The sequence below is a fragment of the Alkalihalobacillus trypoxylicola genome (genome assembly GCF_001590785.1).
GTDB lineage: Bacteria > Bacillota > Bacilli > Bacillales > Bacillaceae_D > Alkalihalobacillus > Alkalihalobacillus trypoxylicola.
This window is the reverse complement of the sequence record NZ_LTAO01000012.1, coordinates 36,664-54,784: the sequence shown is the minus strand read 5'-3', so window position 1 is coordinate 54,784 and position 18,121 is coordinate 36,664. Positions and strand designations below refer to the sequence as shown.

Here is an 18,121-nt window from a genome sequence, read left to right as displayed (position 1 = left end):
TACGAAGGGTCTTAGACTCTACTTTATACGATCAATCATTAATAGCTGAAAACTGAGATTTGACTAGTTGATAATACGTTCCATGCTTCTCCATCAATTCATTATGTGTTCCTTGTTCGACTAAACTACCATGATCAAGAACAATAATTAAGTCTGAATCTCTAATTGTAGAAAGGCGGTGTGCAATCATAATCGCTGTACGATTGTGCAATAGCTTTTTTAAGCCCTCCTGAATTTTCAGTTCTGTTTCTGTGTCAATACTAGCAGTCGCTTCATCTAGGATAAGGATTTTAGGGTCAGCAAGTAATGCTCTAGCAAAGGATAATAATTGCCGTTCCCCTACTGATAGCACACTTCCTTTTTCCTCCACCTCAGTATCATAGCCCTTCTCTAGTCTTTCAATAAATACTTGAGCTCCAATGGCCTCAGCTGCTGCTTTTACCTCTTGATCAGTAGCACTTGGTTTCCCAAAGCGGATATTTTCCATGATGGTCCCTGCAAAAATAAATGTATCCTGCAGGACATAACTAACATTAGCTCGCAGCTCATCTAACTTAAGATCCCTCAAATCATTTCCATCTAATAATACTCTTCCAGCTGTTGGGTCATAGAATCGACTCATTAAATTAACAATCGTTGATTTACCTGATCCGGTGTGACCGACAAGGGCTATTGTATGACCAGCTTCAAATGTTAAGTTCACTCCTTTTAGAGCTTTACGTTTTTCATTATAAGCGAATTCAACATTTTCAAACTGCATTTTCCCCTTTACATCACCAAGAGTTATTGCATTTGGTTTTTCTGGAACAGATGGCTTTTCATCTAAAAACTCAAAAATTCTTTCTGACGAAGCCATCCCAACTAAAAGCTGGTTATAAACCTGACCTAGTCTTGAGATAGGCTCCCAAAACATTCCTAAGTAAAAAGCAAACGAAACAAATATTCCGACCTCTAACCCACTTTGAATAAGATTAGAGCCATGCCAAATCAAAATAGCTGCTCCTAGAACACTGGCTAATTCTACAAACGGACGAAATAATGCATTCTGTTTCGTAGCATTTTTCCAGCTTTTAAAGTTTTCATGGTTTACACCTTCAAAAAACTCCATATTTTCTTTTTCTTGTGCATATGCTTGTGTCACGCGAACACCTTGAATACTTTCATTTAAATGCGAATTTAAAAGAGATTGCCTTACCCGAACAAATTGCCACGCACGTCTTATTTTCCTACGAAGTTTTGTAGAAATAAAAAACATGATAGGTACAATTATTAACACAAGAATAGCTAATTCAGGACTTAAAGAGAATAAAATGACCACAATCCCTAATAGCATTACGATATCCATAATTAAATTAATAACACCATTTGTAAATAAATCCTGAAGTGAATTGACATCATTAATAACTCGGACTAGAATAGAGCCCGCAGATCGTTGGTCAAAGAAACGATGTGACAATTTTTGAATATGCTTAAAAAGGGCTTCTCTAATATCAAAGATAATATGTTGTCCAAGCTCGTTCATCCATTTGATTCGAAACATATTAGCAAAATAAGATAAAATATAGAGCGCGAGAACAATCCCCGTAAGGATGGCAAGCATCCTATAATCACCTGGTATAATGGCATATTCGATTACCATAAAACCGGCTACAAAAGGAATAAATAATCGAACAGCCGTAGCAAATAACATCATCAGAATGGTTTTAGGTAATAACGTTTTCGCATAAGGCTTCATATATTGTAATAAACGTGTCATCTGTTTCCAATTAAACGGTTTTTCAATAATATTTTCTACCGTATAATGAAAACGAGTTTTTCTAGCTTTCATTGCTTTTTCACTCATTCACCTTACACTCCCTTATGCCTGTTGGAGTACATACTGCTGATCTTGATTTTGAATATCATAAATACGGCGATAAATTCCACCGTTATTTTCTAATAATTCCTCATGTGTACCCCGTTCTACAATTTGCCCCTTATCTAATACGATAATTTGATCGGCATGTTTAACAGAAGAAATTCTGTGAGCTATAATAAAAGTGGTTCTTCCTTTCATTACTTCACGGAACGCTTTCTGAATTTTCACTTCTGTTTGCATATCAACAGCACTTGTTGCATCATCCATTATTAAAATGGCTGGATCCATAATAATCGCACGTGCAATAGCAATCCGCTGCTTTTGTCCTCCTGAAAGACCTAATCCTCTTTCACCTAAGACTGTCTCATAGCCTTCTGGAAGCTCTGATATAAACTCATGTGCATCCGCCCTCTTGGCAGCTGCTATTATTTCATCCATTGTAGCCTCACTATTCCCATATGCAATGTTGTCTTTAATCGTAGATGAGAACAAGAAGGTTTCTTGTAAGACAATTCCTATATTACTTCTAAGCTGCTTCATCGAATAATCTTCAATTGGTTTTCCATCAATTCTAATTTCTCCAGCTGATTTTTGATAAAATCTTGTAATCAATTGAATAATACTTGATTTACCAGAACCTGTTGCTCCAACTAAACCAATCGTTTCTCCCTTATGAACATTAAAAGAAACATCCTTTAAGGCTTGCGCTTTTTGCTCTTTATCATATAAGAGATCAACGTTTTCGAATTCGACCTCACCTATTAATCGAACTTTATTTTTATCAAACCTGTTTTCATCCACTCTTTCTTCAGCATCTAAAATTTCTAATAACCGCTCACCCGATGCCTTCGATTGAGAAAACGTATTCATAATAAAGCCCAATTGCATAATCGGTCCCACAATAAATCCAATTAAACTAAAGAAAGCAACAAACTCTCCAGGAGTCATACTGCCTGTGATGGTTAAATATCCTCCAAAACCAATTAGGATTACAGAAGACATATTTCCTATAATCTCCATGAAAGGAAAGTACTTACCCCAAACATGAGCAATATCGATGTGCTTTGATCGATAATCTTCATTTTTTAAATCAAATCGTTTCGACTCTTCCTCTTCTTGAGACAGTGCCTTTACTGTTTGAACACCACTGACATTTTCTTGAACCTTTGTATTCAGATTTGCTAACGATTTTCGAATTAAACGAAAGCGAGGATGAACACGTTTATCAAACATGTAAACAGCTACTACTAAGAAAGGTAGTGTGGCCATGGTTAGTAAAGTTAATGGAACTGAATAAAAAAACATAACGCCAAAACTAAAGGTGACAAGTAAGACAAAGTTCACTAATTGAGCAAAACCAAAGGATAAAAAGAAACGAAATCCTTCGACGTCAGCCGTTAGTCGTGACATTAAGTCACCAGTTTTAGCATTATCATAATATTTAAAAGGTAAAAATTGAAGCTTTTTATAAAGTACTTTACGAAGTTGATAAACGGAAGATATCCCAAATAAATCGCCATAATATTGATTAATAAAAGCTGTTACGCTTTTAATGAGCGTAGCAATTATTAAAGCAATGACTAAGCTAGGTATAATGCTATAATCTCCTAATGAAACAGAGTCTATCGCTTGCTGTAAAATAATTGGATAAACTACTGTCATCCCCGTTACACCTAACAAAGAAATTAACGACCAGAAGAAGTACTTTTTAAATGGTAAATAAAATTCTTTTAGACGTTTAAAAGTGTCCACAAATCCCCCCACCTTTTCTTACAAAATCGAACTATTCTGTGTTGTCATATGAACAGACCTGTCTAAGAAATTTAGTGACTCGAAGTAATTATAAATAAGAAATCATCATCATACCCTTATCCTGTTATAGTTACCTATTGTCTTTTGCTAATTTTCTGAAATCAGATCGAAAAGCATTTGCCGTTCTTTCCTTGACCACTCCTTTAGCTTATACAATTTTCCATAGCAGTTGAGCTGATAAATTTTAATTCTCTGATACACTTCAACATAATAAGATTTGTTAAACACCTCTTTTTATTTTCAAATTATTATAATTACTTTCAATAAATTACATCAAATTCACTACAATTCTCCTCAATTGTTTTTGACTCTTAAATATCCTAACAGATTACTCTTAATTGTCAATTAGTTTTACTTGTTTTTTTCAGAAAAAATTTTCTTCGATTTTTTCTCTATTTTTATGACATGTAGATGGAGATTGATTCCCTATTTATTATTAGAACTTTTTCTTTTCATTAGAAATTTGTCCAAGTTTTTCTAATCAAACAGGTTATAGCACCTCTTATACAATTTTTGGTAAAAGGTTTCATCCCGACTTTTTCTATACTACTTCCACGCCTGCTCCATTCAAATGTAGCTTAGATTATTTTGAAATCATCAACCTATTCATACGTTTAAAAAGGGACTGAATCCCTCAAAGGTTATTTCCTCACCTTTTGGAACAGCCCCTAATTCCTATAAGTATTTTCGATGTGTTTTCTTCCCATCATGTATATAAATCATTTGTTTTTCATTTACGGTTGTTTCTAAATGAACAGGTCTGCCCCAAAGTTGATAAATATAAGGAAGCACTTTCTCTAAATAAGTGATATCGAGCTCTCGGTCTTCAAATTCATGTTTGATATACAATTCACCACTTTTTAAAAAATCACCATCTACTACTACTAAATAAGGAAAGCCTCCATTAATCCTTGAATTGGCGAGCTGATCACGAACATGCCCCCACTCTTTATCAATAACTTTATAGTCACTTCCCTGTTTTTGAAATAGATACATGTCCTCTCTGGAAACCAAATCTTTTGTTAAGTAATTTCTGATAAAGGACATATCAGATTCAATTTCTCTTACTTCAAACATCTTTTCTCTACCTGAGCCCTTTGTAACCCCCTGCTCCTCCATCATTTTTTTGGTAGGATTGTTATATCTTTCTTCAATATCCTCAAAGATTTTGAGTCCTAAATAATATGGATTAATAGAGGTTTTAGATGGCTGTACAACACCTGCATTTAACTTGGCAAATTCAATCGTTTCATCACTAGTTAAGTTCATTTCTCTTAAGATTCTTGAGTGCCAAAAAGAGGCCCACCCCTCGTTCATAATCTTTGTTTCTAATTGGGGCCAAAAATATAACATTTCCTCTCTCATCATCGTCAAAATATCTCGTTGCCATTGCTCTAATTCCCGGCTATATTCCTCAATAAAAAGCAATAAATCTTTTTCTGGACTAGGTGGTAATTTCTTTTTCTTCTTTTTCCCTTGCTGACTTTCGGTAGCAGTCTTCTCCCTATCTAAATTCCACAGGTCATCATATTCTGTTCGCCGCGGCTTGATTTCTTCTTCTTCTTGGTCGAGACTCCAAGATAATTTGGGTCTAATTAAGCTAGGATCTATATGCTCTTGAATAGCAAGGACAGCATCTAGAAAGTTCTCAACCTCTTGTTTACCATAAACATGCTCATAATGTGCGACACGGTCAGCAGTTGCTGCCATACTTTCAACCATATCTTTACGAGTGTTTGAGAAACGAACATTATTTTTGAAAAAATCACAATGTGCAAGGACGTGAGCAACAATTAGTTTATTTTGAATTAAGCTGTTGCTATCTAATAAAAAAGCATAGCAGGGATCAGAATTAATGACTAACTCATAAATTTTACTAAGCCCTAAATCATATTGAAGCTTCATTTTATGAAATTGTTTTCCAAAACTCCAATGTGAGTATCTTGTTGGCATGCCATACGCACCAAATGTATAAATAATTTCAGCCGGACAAATTTCATATCTCATTTCATAAAAATCTAGGCCAAATCCCGAGGCAATCTCTGTAATTTCAGAAATCGCGCCCTCTAACTCCTTCCAATCACTGCTTGTCATGAATAGTCCCTCCTTGTTCACGCTTTTTACACTTTATGTCGTGACATTCAAAAAGATGAAAAAGGAAAACAAGAGAAGAAGACATTTTGGCCAAAAACAAGTCTTAGAATGACGAATAATTGATTTAAAATGTAGAACAAAATCGCTACAGGAGAAACTTTGGCTCTCCTGGTCAGAGCTTCAGCACCCTTCCCTGTCAACTGCCACTAAAGAGTTTTCAGACACTTACTGTTACCTTATAGTCTCGATATTCTCCTTTCCTTTTCCTTTTTAAAAATAAACGAAGAACACCCTCTTGTTAGGAATGTTCTTCGCTTTGGTCTTTCTTTCCGTTTTATTTAAGCAATCATTTTTCAATTTAAGTGTTTCATAAAACGAATAAAAGCTTCCGTACCTTCTTGAGTCCGTTTAAATACACCTGCATGCTCTAAGATTGTCTCGAATGTTAAGCCAACTTCTTTTTTTAATATATCCATTACTGTATTTTCATTAAGCTGACCCTGATATTGCTCTTTTATTTTAAGACCCCAATCTAAATGCTTTGAAATATCTGGATGATTTTCAATGACTGTTTTTGGATTAGACTCTAAAAGTGCTTCAGCTAGTAAGGCTAATTCTTCCTTTAATCTCCCCGGCAGAACTGCAAGTCCCATCACTTCAATCAACCCGATATTCTCTTTTTTCAAATGATGAACCTCTTGATGGGGATGGAAGATTCCATCTGGAAATTCTCCAGATGTACGATTATTTCTTAAAACTAAATCTAATTCATATGTGTCATTATTCTTTCTAGCTATAGGCGTAACCGTATTATGCGGTTCATCACCAGTAAAAGGAATAATCTCGACTGATTGATCTTCATACTGTTTCCAACGATTGAATATAAAATCAGCTGCCTCTATAAGGGCGGATATTTCTATTCCTTGTAAACGAATAACTGACATAGGCCAACGAACTATACTAGCTGTCACTCCAGGAAAATGAACTAAATCAAAGCTATGTTCAACCTCAGCAACGGCCATTGGGAAAGTATGATAGCCTCCTTGGAAATGATCGTGACTTAAGATAGAGCCACCAACAATAGGCAAATCTGCATTAGACCCTAAAAAATAATGATCAAATTGTTTAATAAACATTAATAATCTTTCAAATGTTTTCTTTGAAATTTTCATTGGCACATGCTCACCACGAAATATAATCGCATGCTGCTCATAATAAACATATGGAGAGAATTGTAAATACCATTGCTCCTCTATTAAATCAACAGGAATAATTCGGTGATTTTGTCTAGCAGGATGATTGATTCTTCCCTGATAGCCGACATTTTCCTTGCAAAGTAAACATAATGGATATTCACTAGTCTTCATCTTTTTAGCTGCTGCAATCGCTTTTGGATCCTTTTCAGGCTTTGATAAATTAATCGTAATTTCTAAATCACCATAATCTGATTTGGTATACCAATGTTCATTTTTGGCGATACGGTCTGTTCGAATATAATGTAAATTTTTTGACTGTTCATAAAAATCCTCCGTGGCCTTCTCTGGACCAACTGAATGATAGTTTTCATTAAAATGACGAATAACCTCTGATTGCCTGGGAGTCATGCAACCCATAATTTTTGTATCAAACAAATCACGATAAGTAACGGTATTTTCTTCTATTAAAGATTGGTTTACTGCCCAATCTAGCATTTGCTCTAAAATAGGTACTGGACTTTGTAGCTCCTCATCCTCTACTTTCTGTGTTTGAAAATCATCTAACTGAAGAACAGCTAATATACGGTTTCGGGTTTCGTCTACATCCCATTTAGATAGTAGACCCTTTTTTTGACCAAATTGTATTAAGCGTTCTATTTGCTCATAAATGTTGACACTCATGTATATCTTCCTTTCTCCAGCTTATTTGCTATAGCCATTCGGATGAGCTACATGCCAATTCCAAGCGTGTGTCACGATTTCTCTTAAATGTGTATATTCAGGCTTCCAATTAAGCTCCTTCTTTGCACGTTCTGGAGAGGCAATGAGTACAGCTGGATCGCCCGCTCTTCTCGGTGCAATTTGAGCAGGAATTTCATGGCCCGTTACTTGTCTACAAACATCAATTACTTCTTTGACAGAAAAACCATTTCCAATTCCTAAGTTGTATATGTTGCTCTTATTGCTTTCTTTCAATTTCTTCAAGGATAAGTAGTGAGCTGAGGCTAAATCCATTACATGAATATAATCACGTATACAACTTCCATCCTCGGTATCATAGTCATCACCGAAAATAGAAACATGCTCCCTTTGTCCAAGTGCAACTTGTAAAACTATAGGAATTAAATGTGACTCAGGTTGATGGTCTTCTCCAATGGTCCCCTTTGGATCGGCACCAGCCGCATTAAAATAACGTAAGCAAACAGACTTCAATCCATAGGCTGGCTCACACCATTTTAATAGTTTTTCTATCGCTAATTTTGTTTCTCCATACGGATTCGTAGGATTGGTCATCATACTTTCCACAATTGGGGTATTGTCAGGCTCTCCATAAGTAGCAGCTGTAGATGAAAAAACGATATTCTTGACACCATGCTCAACCATTTTCTTTACTAAGGAAAAGGTTCCTAAAACATTATTTTGATAATATTCTAAAGGCTTCTCGACACTTTCTCCTACTAAAGAAGAGGCAGCAAAATGAATAACAGATTCAATTTGGTGATTCGTAAAAATCTGATCTAATAAAGGCTCATCATGTATAAAACCTTGATAAAAGGTTGTATTTTGTACAGCATCTAAGTGACCTTTTTCTAGACTATCTAAAACTACCACTTCTTCTCCTTGATCCTTTAAATATAAAACGGTATGACTACCGATATAACCAGCACCGCCCGTTACTAGAATTGCCATAGTTAAAACCCCCTATATAAGTTTGACACCTTCACCAGCTTCACTTAAATAAAACGTAGGCTTATAGCCTATTTCCTTCTCATAAGCTGCCTCTACATTTTGGCAAAAGCTTTCTACATGACTATCTTCTACAAGGCTTACTGTGCAACCACCAAAGCCTGCACCTGTCATTCTCGTCCCAATACAACCTGATTGAGCTTTTTGAATTGTATAAAGAGTATCCAACTCTAATCCAGTTACTTCATAATCATCTCTTAATGAATCGTGTGATTCACACATTAACTGACCAAATTGCAATAAATCTCCTGATTTAAGAGCTGCTACAGCTTTAAGTACTCTCTCATCCTCTGTAATTACATGGCGAACTCTTGCTAATATTAATAAGTCCTTAATCAAAGATTGATGCTTCTCAAACTCATCTTGACCTAGAGCACCTAAATGTTCGATTTGTATTCCACCCTCTTGTAATTGCTTTAGACCTTCCTCACATTGAGAACGTCTTTCGTTATATTTTGAATCTGCTAATCCTCTTCGTTTATTCGTATTTGAAATCACAATTTTATAATTTCCTAGCGTTAAAGGGACAGCCTCAAATTCCAAATTGTGAGTGTTTATAAATAGAGCGTGGTCTTCTTTCCCTAAACCAACAGCAAATTGGTCCATAATTCCACTATTCACACCCATGAAATGATTTTCCATGCGCTGACATAATTTAGCTAACTCTACTCTGCTAAGAGACCCCTTCAGCAATTCATTAAATGCAAAAGCTGTAACCATACCTATTGAAGCGGAAGAAGACAAGCCTGAACCATTAGGTATATGACCAATATAATATATATCTGCTCCAGTTAAAGCGAAATCTAATGCTTCAAATTGAGATAAAATTCCCTTTGGATAATTTCCCCAATCATCTTCTTTTTTAAAGGTTAAATCTGATTGATGAAAGCTAATACGCTGTTCGAAATTGGCGCTAGCTAAATGAAAATAGCCATCCTCTCTCAAGCGAATCACCATATAAGTTCCAATCGTTAAGGCTGCTGGAAAAACAAAGCCACCATTATAATCTGTGTGCTCACCAATTAAATTGACTCTTCCAGGAGCAAAAAACGTATGAACTTCCTGCTGCTCACCTTCAAAAATCGATAAAAACTTCTCCACATATTGATTTTCCATAAAAAAACCTCGCCTTCAACTTTATTAATTAATTTAATTAATTTATTCTACCATATTTTTATTCTTTTGTGTGTATAAGTTTTGCTGTATTTTTATCAAAAAACTCCTACAAATATGTAAATAATTGTAGGAGTTTTTTTAAACTATGAGAGATACTCATGAACAATATTCATGACTGATTCTTTTACAAGCTGTAATTTTTCTTCAGCCTTTGCTAAGCCATCTTCTTTAACACCGAAGTAAAACTTAACTTTTGGCTCTGTACCTGATGGACGTATACAAAACCATGTTTCATTTGATAATTTATATTTTAAAACATTCGATTTTGGCAACTCTATTTTTTCTACTAAACCATTACTCATTTGCGTTGTTTCACTTGATTGATAATCTTCAATTTGTAAGACCGCTTCACCTGCTACTACTTCTGGGGGATTCGTACGGAAGCTCGTCAAAATATGATTAATTTTCTCTATACCTGATTTACCCTTTAACGTCAAGGACTGAAGACCTTCTAAGTAAAATCCATATTTTTGATAAAGCTCTAATAGGCCATCATATACGGTTTTACCTCTTGATTTATAATAGGCACTCATCTCTGCAGCAAGTAAACAAGCCTGCACAGCATCTTTGTCTCGTACAAAATCACCAATTAAATAGCCATAGCTTTCTTCATACCCAAATAAAAATGTTTGTTCTTTACTTTCTTCAAACTGAGCAATTTTTTCACCAATAAATTTAAAGCCTGTTAATGTATCGATTGATTTTAGACCATATTTATTGGCAATCGTTTTTCCTAGCTCTGAGGTAACAATCGTTTTCATTACAATTCCATTATCCGGAAGCGATTGAGCTTCCTTTTTTTGTGATAATAAATATTCTAGTAATAGTGCTCCTGTTTGATTTCCACTTAAGACAATATATTCTCCGTTATTGTCCTTAACAGCAAGCCCTACTCTATCAGCGTCAGGATCTGTAGCTATTAAAAGATCGGCATCGATATTTTCAGCATATTTGATGGCGATTTCAAAAGCAGCATGCTCTTCAGGATTAGGAGAAGTAACCGTAGAAAAGTTTGGATCAGGTAACTCTTGTTCTGGAACTACGGTCAATTGTTCAAAACCAACATCTTCAAGGATACGACGGACCGGTACATTAGCCGTACCATGAAGTGGTGTGAACACCATTTTTACGTCTTTTCCAAATTGTTCAATAATATCATGATTGACAACAATAGTCTTAAGCTTTTCGTTGTAGGCATCATCTACTTCTTCCGAAATGATTTGAAATAAGCGTTCACCCTTTAGCTCCATTTCATCTCCTACTTTAATTTCTAACTCATTTTCAATTTCACTAACATATCGAACAAGCTCGTCGGCAGGACCTGGAGGAAGCTGTCCCCCATCTGGACCGTATACCTTAAATCCATTATATTCAGGAGGATTATGACTAGCCGTAATGACAATTCCAGCATATGTATTTAAATAGCGAACAGCAAAAGAAAGCTCAGGTGTTGGTCTAAGATCGTGGAATACATAGGTTTTTATTCCATGTTTACCAAGAGTTAAAGCTGCTTCCTTTGCAAATTCTGGAGACTTATGTCTCGAGTCAAAGGCAATAACAACTCCTCTTTCCACCGCATCCTTACCATTTGCTTCAATATAACGAGCAAGCCCTTCCGCCGCTTTTCTTACCGTATAGGCATTCATACGATTAGGTCCAGGACCAATTTCTCCTCGCATTCCACCTGTTCCGAACTCTAAGTTTTTATAAAAACAATCTTCTAAACTTGTTTCATTCTTTTCTATTTTTAAGAGCATTTCATTTAATTCACTATCAAATTGACTATGCTTCTTCCATTTTTCATATTCTAGTTTCCACTCCATTACATTTCCTCCCTTTGTCTTTTTAAAGGCTATTATATCATTTTCATACTCAATAATGAATGTCTCTAAGATGATGCTAAAGCTTCTTCCATACGATTGGTTTCTATTTGAAGCCTTTCTGGTGACCAATGGAAATAATCACTAAAATAATGTAGAACCATTTTATAATTTTCCTTCACATAATGTGGCTCAAAATAAAGATAGCTTGTTCTTCTACTAAAGAAATCCAGCGGGCTCATCACCATCTCTTCTTCTATTCCATATCGAATTTCTGCATAAAGATCAGATGGTAAATCCCATCTTTTAGCATGCCTTTTATTCGTTCTCATTTTCGCAAAAATATTCCCGATATTTGAGCCATATCTTTCAACAAGTTGATTTATTTTTTGCTCACTCAGTTCTAATTCTTTTCCTGCTTTTGTCATCTTCTTGACGTAATTTGAGAATAAATCAGAACCACCTACATGACCTCCAGAAAGGGTAATCGATTCTGTTTCTGATGGGTTTGTTATTTTAAGCTGCTCACAAATTCCATCCACTACTTTAGAAGCTGTTATACGATAAGCCGTTAATGTTCCAAGCATAACAGAAATAATCTTTGAATCCGAAATGATAATTTCATGATTACTATATTCATCATTTTTTGATTTTGTGGATTTTTGTACAAATGTACGTACCCCAGTCCAATAAGAAATAATATCCTCTTTTTCAAGATTCAGCTGTGGAAAAAAGTGACCTAAATTTTCTAAGAGATAATCTCTCTCACTTTCTGAATAACTAGCTACATCACTTACATCCTCAATATCTGTTTCTGACATTCCTACATAAATTTTATTATGATAAGGAACAGCGCAAATCATTTTATCGTCCATTTTAGATTTGAAATACACCCCATATTTTAATGAGAAAACGCTACTGTCAAAAACTAAATGCAACCCTTTAACAAGTTTTAGCTTAGTATCATTAAGCGAACGGTCCTGCTCTCTTAATCGATCAAGCCAAGCACCTGTTGCATTGACAATCTTTTTCGCATAAAGTTTAATCGCCTCTCCCGATGTTAAATCAACCGCTATGACTCCGATCGCTACTCCATTTTCATAAATAAAGGATTCAACCTTCATATAGTTCAATGCTTTTGCGCCACGCTTAACCGCTTCCTTAATAATTTCAAGAGTTAGCCTTGCATCCTCCATTCGATACTCGATATAAAGTCCACTTCCTTTTAAGCGGTCTCCATTTAAAGAAGGCTCAATCTTTAGCGTTTGTTTTTTGGATAACATTTCTCCACGATCTCTTTTTTTAACATCTGTTAAATGGTCAAACATCTTTAAGCCAATAGAAGTCTTCCAGCGATCAAATGGACCTTCCTTATATATAGGGATTAGCATCGGCTCAGGCCTCGTTAAATGAGGGGCGTTCTCGTGTATAATAGCGCGCTCTTTTGCTAATTCAGCCGATCTCTTCATATCAAACTGCTTAGTATGTCTAAAACCGCCGTGACATAGCTTAGTAGAATGCCCAGAAGCTCCTGAAGCAAAGTCATTCATCTCTAATATGACCGATGAAACCCCTCTTACCTGTGCATCTAATAAAATCCCTGCCCCTGCAATACCACCACCGATGATTAATAAATCGATAACGCCTGTTTTCATTTCATTTTTCATATTTTCTCTGTTTTCACTTGAAAAAGAATGATTCATTTCTTTTGTCCTTTCCAGCCTCTCATTGATGTTTAAACGAGGACTTTACGTGGGATTTAATCATCTTTCACCGCAAAAATAGTTTCTAGAATAAGAGTTACAGCACCAATAGCTGTTCCGTATTCTCCTAAGTTCGAGCGAACAATTTCAGTACTTTTGGCTTCAATCGTTAACGCACGTTCTTTTACACAATGAATTAATGGCTTCATGATAAAATCACCCGAATTTGCAACACCACCACCAATAATAATCCGTGAAGGATTAAATAAGTGAATAAAATTCGTTAATGCGATCCCTAAATAAGTACCTGTTTCCCTTAATACTTCTACCGCTAATGGATCATTTTGTATAGCTGCTTGATGAATATCATAGCCAGTCAAATTTTTGTTATTCTGTAAAATAGAATTCTGGCCTTTTTTTAACTTTTCGATAGTACGTTCGATTAACCTGTCACCACCAACGACTGTTTGTAGGCAGCCTTCATTGCCACAGGTGCATAGCTTCCCATTTATATCAATCATCGTATGCCCAATTTCACCGGCTAAGCTATTGTGTCCTCTATATAGCTTCCCATCTAAAATAATCCCTGCTCCAATTCCAACCCCAACATTTACGCACATGATCGTACTATGCTCCAGACCTTGACCAAACCATTTTTCTCCTAAGGCAAAAGCCCTTGCATCATTTTCTACGATAACGGGTAATGAAAAGTTCCGTTCAATATGCTTTTTTATAGGAATTTGTTCTAGTTGAAAATTCGGAGCGAAAATGGAGATTCCTTTTTCACTATCCACAATGCCGTGCATCCCCACCCCAATTCCAATTACTTTATCAATAGGAATATGACTATCTGCTAGTACTTTATCAATAGCATCTGTTAATACTCGAAGGAAAAAGTCATTTGTTAAGTTCTTTGGTAACTCTTGACTATAGTGTACGAGATTATTACCATTTAAATCGGTCAATATAGCTCTTAATTTATGTCCACCTACATCTACACCTACAATATAAGAATGCTTCTCATCTATTGTAAGTAAAATCGGTTTACGTCCCCCTTTTGAAACACCCATTGTCGATTCTTTTACGAGACCCACTTCGAGAAGCTCATTGACGATATTTGTAACGGTCGGAGGAGTAAGTCGCGTTTTTTTTGCAATTTCAGCACGAGAAATTTGTTTTTCTTGCCGAATAACATTCAAGATCAGCGACTTATTTAATGATTTCATTAATTGAAAACTACCTTTACTGGAAGACACTAGATTTTCACCTTCTAAACCTTACTTTTTAATCATTTTACCTTAATTATGAGAAATAGAGAAACAAAATGAAAAGTCATTTTACAGCTCTAAAAAAGGGTGAGACCATACAATACTCATAAACCAATGCTTCCAAATATTTTAGGCGCCTGGCTAGTCGTTCCCACAAGACACTTCGCGTCCGGTGGGATAGCGCTGAACTACTTTTTGAAAAAGTGGATTTCGGCATGGTCACATCCCACTAAAGTCTCCTGCCTTGTGTCCGCTAGCTTACGTCTTTCATAAGAAATCTACCCGTTCAAAAAAACCCTCCTTGTTTCTCAGTAAGGAGGGTTCTGATTTGTTCTTGATGTTTGCATCCATTACACATCATTTCAATTTTCTCTAAAGCGATGATTTAAAAATAGGTTTTGTCCAGACCTACTTGAAACATAGACTTTCTGTTCTTTACCATTCCTTTATTTAGTAAAGGGGGGTCAATACTTTTCAATAGCTTGTATAGAAAGTACTTGCTCATAATATTGTCTCTTAGATTCTACTTCTACTAATAAAGTCCATTCTCCCTCTTCTGGTAGCTTTTTTTCCGCTTCGAAAAGTCCTGATTCAATATGGTGCATTACCTGTTTATGCGAATAATCATTAAAAAACCACTCAGTGATAACATTAACATCAGGCAATGGTTCTCCATTTTCGTCTAGAACAAATAGGTGTAGTTCAAAGGTCTTTCCAACTGGATAAATTAATTGTTCATCAGCTAACTTTACCTCCCAGTTCATTATCTCCTGTTTTCCAATAGAGCTATTAGTTATAACACTTATCGTTAATAAAAGGCTAATTAAGCCAAGAAAAAGAATAGGAGATATAAAAGGAATTTCCAGTCGTTTTTTTTCTAAATCCATCCCAATCCCTCATTTCATTCTCAGCTTAGTCATAACAAGCGAGAATTAAACAAAGGAATTCGTTTTTTTATTGAAAGTAATTGATTGAATAAATATCATGTCTACGATCTCTTAATTGATTAACACTACCAGCTCTTCTATGACGCCTTAAAATCTCTAAATCGACATCACCAACTACTACCGTTTCGATATTAGGATTACACTCACCTACTACTCCATCTCTTGCAAATGTAAAATCAGAAGGACTGAAAATACCTGATTGTGCATACTGAATATCCATATTCTCTACATCAGGTAAATTTCCAACAGTGCCTGATAAAACCGTATAAACTTGATTTTCAATCGCTCTTGCTTGTGAGCAATATCTCACTCGTAAATAACCTTGTCTATCATCGGTACAGAAAGGAGTGAAAATAATATTGGCTCCTTTATCAACGGCAATTCGACCTAGCTCAGGGAATTCGATATCATAACAAATCTGAATCGCTATTTTTCCGCAATCGGTATCAAAAACGTTTACCTTGTCTCCACCAGATATTCCCCAAAATTTTCTTTCATTTGGTGTAATATGAATCTTATATTGCTTCTCAATGGTTCCATCTCTTCTGAACAAATAAGCGATATTATAAATTTTTCCTTCTTCCTCCACAAAGTGCGAGCCGCCTATTATATTAACATTGTATTTAACGGCTAAATTCGTAAATAGCTCAATGTATTCTTCCGTAAATTCAGTTAAACGACGAATCGCTTGACTTGGGCTTTTTTCTGGTAAGAAAGAAAGTAACTGTAGGGTGAAAATTTCAGGAAATACAACAAAATCAGACACATAGCTAGCAGCAACATCTGTATAATATTCACACTGTACGGCAAAATCATCAAATGATGATATCTTTTTCATCTCATATTGTATACTTGTAATCCTTACAGGAAAAGAGGTTTTAAATTGCCTCTTAGGTACCTTTGGATGATAGTCAATATTATTCCATTCCATTAATGTGGCGTATTTTAAAGAAGCCCGATCATCATCTAAGTAATTACGATTAATTCTTTTTAACGAAAAACCATTCATAACTTGAAAAGTTAAAACGGGGTCATAAATATTATGCATCGTAACCTCTTCCACATATTCTCTCGGTGAAAGGTCTTTTGAATGCTTATAATAATTAGGAATTCTTCCTCCTATAATAATACTTTTTAAATTTAGTTCACGAGCAAGATTCTTTCTTGCTTCATATAATCGTCTTCCTATTTTCATTCTTCGATAAGAAGGATGTACCATGATTTCAATACCATACAAATTGTAACCTTCTGAATCATGATTTGTAATATAGCCATTGTCAGTTATTTCATCCCATGTATGCTGATCGTCATATTCATCAAAATTAATGATTAGGCTTGAACAAGAGCCTATGACTTCACCATCATATTCAACACAAATTTGACCCTCTGGAAAAATATCAATATGACTCTTTAAATGACTATATTCCCAAGGCTCCATATTAGGAAAACAAATTTTCTGCATTTGAATAATGGATGTAAAATCTTTTTCTTGTATTTCCCGTATAATCATTTTCTTTTCAAATTTCGAAACATCTATCTCTGATGACATATGTGTCCACTCCTCTTCTTTCCAAACATGAACGATTGATTATTTATACATGCATCTGAACGAAGTATAAAGTATAAATATTTTCGTTATCATTGAATATTCCTCGAAAAGAGTTTACCCTTTTTCTTATCTTTTGAATACTGTTTTATTGGAATAAAATAAAGGGACAAAGAATTAAGTATCGATAGACAATAGAAGGGTGATACATTCACATTAAAATCTAGGGAAATTATACAAGCCGGAGCTGGAGGTATGAATGAGTTAAAAATACTGAGTTGAGCACTATTGGAACGAGCTTCCTTTTTCCGGCTCCGCTTCAGCCTCCTTCCCTAAACATCGGACTGCTCACTTCCTTTAAAAAACGAACGAAGAACGTCCCTCTGGTTAGGAATGTTCTTCGTTTTGTTTGTTTATCTACTTTTGTCTTCGCTTATTTCATTAATCTTTAACACTTTAGCATTAAGTATATTTTGAAGAAATCTTATGCTTCTTTTACAGATATATGTACACCTATTTCGCCAATCGCTGATTCTAAAGGTATCGATATGAACGGAACACTCGAATGGTATTGAGAATCTCCTCCATTTACAATTGGTGGTGTTACATCTATTAAACAGCCTTCCTTCGATAATTCTGTTGCGGTTGTACCCGCAACCCAGTTTCCGAATTCTTGGACTGCACTCCAGCCCATTTCATCTAAAGCTTCTACTTTTAATCCTCCCATCATAACCCCAACAATGCTAAAAGCCGTTTGTTGAGAAAATGTACAGATAATCTGACCATTTAGCTGTCCTTTTATTCCTAAAATAACAGATACATCATTTGCTAATAAAGCACCAGAATTTGCTGAAGGAGATAGTGGCTTTACCACAACTCCAAAATGATTGGATAGTATTTGCTTTGTCGCATCACAAATGGCGTTAATATGCTTAACGTTCATTCCTTTTCCCCC

The 18,121-nt window shown here is 35.4% G+C and carries 12 protein-coding genes; all 12 read right to left on the bottom strand.

The window, feature by feature from the left end; genetic code table 11:
• Positions 1 to 31: 31 nt before the first annotated feature.
• The 12 genes from AZF04_RS07325 to AZF04_RS07270 all read right to left on the bottom strand — a co-directional run bounded on the left by AZF04_RS07325 (position 32) and on the right by AZF04_RS07270 (position 18,109).
• The gene (locus tag AZF04_RS07325) at positions 32 to 1,843 is read right to left on the bottom strand and encodes an ABC transporter ATP-binding protein (protein ID WP_153017231.1); all 1,812 of its coding nucleotides are present in this window, start codon (positions 1,841 to 1,843) and stop codon (positions 32 to 34) included.
• Between the two features lie 15 nt (positions 1,844 to 1,858).
• Positions 1,859 to 3,610 (bottom strand): ABC transporter ATP-binding protein, encoded by a 1,752-nt coding sequence (locus AZF04_RS07320; protein ID WP_045485406.1) that lies wholly within the window; start codon positions 3,608 to 3,610, stop codon positions 1,859 to 1,861.
• 735 nt (positions 3,611 to 4,345) lie between these two features.
• The gene (locus tag AZF04_RS07315; RefSeq protein ID WP_061948183.1) at positions 4,346 to 5,764 is read right to left on the bottom strand and encodes a SpoVR family protein; all 1,419 of its coding nucleotides are present in this window, start codon (positions 5,762 to 5,764) and stop codon (positions 4,346 to 4,348) included.
• 353 nt (positions 5,765 to 6,117) lie between these two features.
• Positions 6,118 to 7,641 (bottom strand): UDP-glucose--hexose-1-phosphate uridylyltransferase, encoded by a 1,524-nt coding sequence (galT, locus tag AZF04_RS07310; RefSeq protein ID WP_061948182.1) that lies wholly within the window; start codon positions 7,639 to 7,641, stop codon positions 6,118 to 6,120.
• A gap of 21 nt (positions 7,642 to 7,662) precedes the next feature.
• Positions 7,663 to 8,649, bottom strand: coding sequence for a UDP-glucose 4-epimerase GalE (gene galE / locus AZF04_RS07305; RefSeq protein WP_061948181.1), 987 nt, complete (start codon positions 8,647 to 8,649; stop codon positions 7,663 to 7,665).
• 12 nt (positions 8,650 to 8,661) lie between these two features.
• Positions 8,662 to 9,822, bottom strand: coding sequence for a galactokinase (locus AZF04_RS07300; RefSeq protein WP_061948180.1), 1,161 nt, complete (start codon positions 9,820 to 9,822; stop codon positions 8,662 to 8,664).
• A gap of 143 nt (positions 9,823 to 9,965) precedes the next feature.
• Positions 9,966 to 11,705 carry a phospho-sugar mutase gene (locus AZF04_RS07295; RefSeq protein WP_061948179.1) on the bottom strand — a complete coding sequence of 580 codons (1,740 nt, stop codon included), beginning with the start codon at positions 11,703 to 11,705 and terminating at the stop codon, positions 9,966 to 9,968.
• Between the two features lie 65 nt (positions 11,706 to 11,770).
• The gene (locus AZF04_RS07290; protein ID WP_061948178.1) at positions 11,771 to 13,405 is read right to left on the bottom strand and encodes a glycerol-3-phosphate dehydrogenase/oxidase; all 1,635 of its coding nucleotides are present in this window, start codon (positions 13,403 to 13,405) and stop codon (positions 11,771 to 11,773) included.
• A gap of 56 nt (positions 13,406 to 13,461) precedes the next feature.
• Entirely contained in the window at positions 13,462 to 14,661 is a 1,200-nt protein-coding gene (locus AZF04_RS07285) for an ROK family transcriptional regulator (RefSeq protein ID WP_235599946.1), read from the bottom strand.
• Between the two features lie 476 nt (positions 14,662 to 15,137).
• On the bottom strand, positions 15,138 to 15,560 hold the full coding sequence (locus AZF04_RS07280) for a FixH family protein (RefSeq protein WP_061948177.1): 423 nt from the start codon (positions 15,558 to 15,560) through the stop codon (positions 15,138 to 15,140).
• Between the two features lie 67 nt (positions 15,561 to 15,627).
• Positions 15,628 to 17,169 (bottom strand): bifunctional GNAT family N-acetyltransferase/carbon-nitrogen hydrolase family protein, encoded by a 1,542-nt coding sequence (locus tag AZF04_RS07275; RefSeq protein WP_061948176.1) that lies wholly within the window; start codon positions 17,167 to 17,169, stop codon positions 15,628 to 15,630.
• A 481-nt stretch (positions 17,170 to 17,650) separates the two neighbouring features.
• Complete coding sequence (locus tag AZF04_RS07270; RefSeq protein WP_061948175.1) at positions 17,651 to 18,109, bottom strand: chemotaxis protein CheX; 459 nt, start codon at positions 18,107 to 18,109, stop codon at positions 17,651 to 17,653.
• Positions 18,110 to 18,121 lie beyond the last annotated feature (12 nt).

Excerpts from the sequence above, each read along its gene's own strand:
- AZF04_RS07325 (WP_153017231.1), bottom strand. The coding sequence starts at position 1,843 with ATGAGTGAAAAAGCAATGAAAGCTAGAAAAACTCGTTTTCATTATACG.
- AZF04_RS07315 (WP_061948183.1), bottom strand. The coding sequence starts at position 5,764 with ATGACAAGCAGTGATTGGAAGGAGTTAGAGGGCGCGATTTCTGAAATT.
- galT (WP_061948182.1), bottom strand. The coding sequence starts at position 7,641 with ATGAGTGTCAACATTTATGAGCAAATAGAACGCTTAATACAATTTGGT.
- galE (WP_061948181.1), bottom strand. The coding sequence starts at position 8,649 with ATGGCAATTCTAGTAACGGGCGGTGCTGGTTATATCGGTAGTCATACC.
- AZF04_RS07300 (WP_061948180.1), bottom strand. The coding sequence starts at position 9,822 with ATGGAAAATCAATATGTGGAGAAGTTTTTATCGATTTTTGAAGGTGAG.
- AZF04_RS07295 (WP_061948179.1), bottom strand. The coding sequence starts at position 11,705 with ATGGAGTGGAAACTAGAATATGAAAAATGGAAGAAGCATAGTCAATTT.
- AZF04_RS07290 (WP_061948178.1), bottom strand. The coding sequence starts at position 13,405 with ATGAATCATTCTTTTTCAAGTGAAAACAGAGAAAATATGAAAAATGAA.
- AZF04_RS07280 (WP_061948177.1), bottom strand. The coding sequence starts at position 15,560 with ATGGATTTAGAAAAAAAACGACTGGAAATTCCTTTTATATCTCCTATT.
- AZF04_RS07275 (WP_061948176.1), bottom strand. The coding sequence starts at position 17,169 with ATGTCATCAGAGATAGATGTTTCGAAATTTGAAAAGAAAATGATTATA.
- AZF04_RS07270 (WP_061948175.1), bottom strand. The coding sequence starts at position 18,109 with ATGAACGTTAAGCATATTAACGCCATTTGTGATGCGACAAAGCAAATA.